This window comes from Modestobacter sp. VKM Ac-2977 (assembly GCF_026968045.1).
GTDB lineage: Bacteria > Actinomycetota > Actinomycetes > Mycobacteriales > Geodermatophilaceae > Modestobacter.
This window is the reverse complement of sequence record NZ_JAPVBQ010000003.1, coordinates 153939-155959: the sequence shown is the minus strand read 5'-3', so window position 1 is coordinate 155959 and position 2021 is coordinate 153939. Positions and strand designations below refer to the sequence as shown.

Annotated in this window: 1 protein-coding gene; it reads left to right on the top strand. The window is 75.7% G+C overall.

Annotated features, from left to right (window positions below):
* Positions 1 to 117: 117 nt before the first annotated feature.
* Entirely contained in the window at positions 118 to 1929 is a 1812-nt protein-coding gene (locus O2V63_RS13530; protein ID WP_269168085.1) for a gamma-glutamyltransferase family protein, read from the top strand.
* The last annotated feature ends 92 nt before the right edge of the window (positions 1930 to 2021 follow it).

Sequence of the window (2021 nt, the reverse complement as noted above, 5' to 3'; positions counted from 1 at the left end):
CCGGCACAGAGCTCCGGACGACGACGAGGTCGTGCCGCCACGGGAGGCGCCCAGCACCCCTGCCGCACCGCCCTCGCCTCGCAGTGCGAAGCGGCCACACTTCTTTAGGGTGGCTACATGTTCACCACGCGGCCGGAGCTCGCCGGCACCTTCGGGATGGTCGCCTCGACGCACTGGCTCGCCAGCGCCGCGGGCATGGCGACCCTCGAGGCCGGTGGGAACGCGTTCGATGCCGCGGTCGCTGCGGGCCTCACCCTGCAGGTGGTCGAGCCGCACCTCAACGGCCCGGGGGGCGAGGTCCCGATCCTCTTCGCCCGGAGCCCGCGGGCAGCCGCCGGCGCGGGGGTCCCCGTGGTCCTGTCCGGTCAGGGGGTCGCCCCCGCCGGCGCGACGATCGACGCCTTCGGGGACCTCGGTCTCGACCTGGTCCCGGGCACCGGTCTCCTCGCCGCCACCGTGCCGGGCGCTCTCGGCGCCTGGCTGACCCTCCTGCGCGACCACGGCACCCTGCCGCTGGGCGCCGTCCTCCGCTTCGCCATCGAGTACGCCGAGCACGGCCACCCGGTCCACCCCCGGGTCGCCGCGACCGTCGCCTCGGTCTCCGAGCACTTCCGCACCCACTGGCCGACCTCGGCCGCCACCTGGCTCGCCCCCGACGGAGCACCCCCCACCGCCGGCCGCCTGTTCCGCAACCCGGTCCTCGCCTCGACCTACCGCCGACTGCTCGACGCAGCGCGCGGACCCTCCCGAGAGGCGCAGATCGACGCGGCACTCGCGGCTTGGTACACGGGGTTCGTCGCCGAGGCGATCGACGAGTTCTCCCGTTCCCCGGTGATGGACGACTCCGGTCGTGCCCACCGCGGCTTCCTGACGGGTGAGGACCTGGCCAGCTGGGCCCCGAGGTACGAGCCGCCGGTCACCCTCGACTGGCAGGGGTGGACGCTCGCGAAGGCCGGGCCGTGGTCCCAGGGCCCGGCGCTGCTCCAGGCGCTCGCGATGCTGGACGGCCACCCGGCAGCAGGGGCCGGGGCCGGGTACGCGTCGGGCACCGCCGATGCCGACCTGGTCCACGCCAGCGTGGAGGCGGTGAAGCTGGCGATGGCCGACCGGGAGGCCTGGTACGGGGACACGGCCGAGGTGCCCGTGGACGACCTGCTGTCCACGAGCTACACCGAGCAACGGCGGGCGCTGATCAGCGACCGGGCCAGCACCGAGCTGCGGCCCGGCTCGCCAGGGGGGCGCCCGCCCCGGCTCCCCGAGTTCGTCACCGCCGGCGGCCGCGCCTCCGCCGGCCCGGTCGCGGGCGTCGGGGAGCCCACCGTCGACACGCGGGGCACCACCCGGGGCGACACCTGCCACGTCGACGTCGTCGACCGCTGGGGCAACCTCGTCTCGGCCACCCCCTCGGGCGGCTGGCTGCAGAGCTCGCCGGTCATCCCCTCGCTCGGCTTCGCGTTGGGCACCCGGGCACAGATGTTCTGGCTGGAGCCCGGGCTCCCCAACTCGCTGCAGCCGGGCAAGCGCCCGCGCACCACGCTCACCCCGTCCCTGGCGCTGCGCGGCGGCGTGCCGACCCTCGCCTTCGGCACCCCCGGCGGTGACCAGCAGGAGCAGTGGCAGCTGTGCTTCTGGCTGGCCCACGTGCTGGGCGGGCTGGACCTCCAGGCGGCCATCGACGCGCCGACCTGGCACACCACCGCATTCCCGTCGTCGTTCTTCCCGCGGGAGATGACGCCGGACGAGGTCGTGGTCGAGTCCCGGATCGGGGACGAGACCATCGACGAGCTGCGCCGCCGCGGCCACTCGGTCACCGCCTCCGGTCCCTGGTCGCTGGGCCGGCTGTCCGCGGTGTCGGTCGACCCGGAGACGGGCGTGCTGCGGGCCGGCGCCAACCCCCGGGGCATGCAGGGCTACGCCGTCGGTCGCTGAGCCGTCGGTCGCTGGGCCGTCGGTCGCTGGGCCGTCGGTCGCTGGGCCGTCGGTCGCTGGGCCGTCGGTCGCTGGGCCGTCGGTCGCTGGGC

Coding starts and splice junctions, on each gene's coding strand:
- O2V63_RS13530 (WP_269168085.1), top strand. CDS start 118: ATGTTCACCACGCGGCCGGAGCTCGCCGGCACCTTCGGGATGGTCGCC.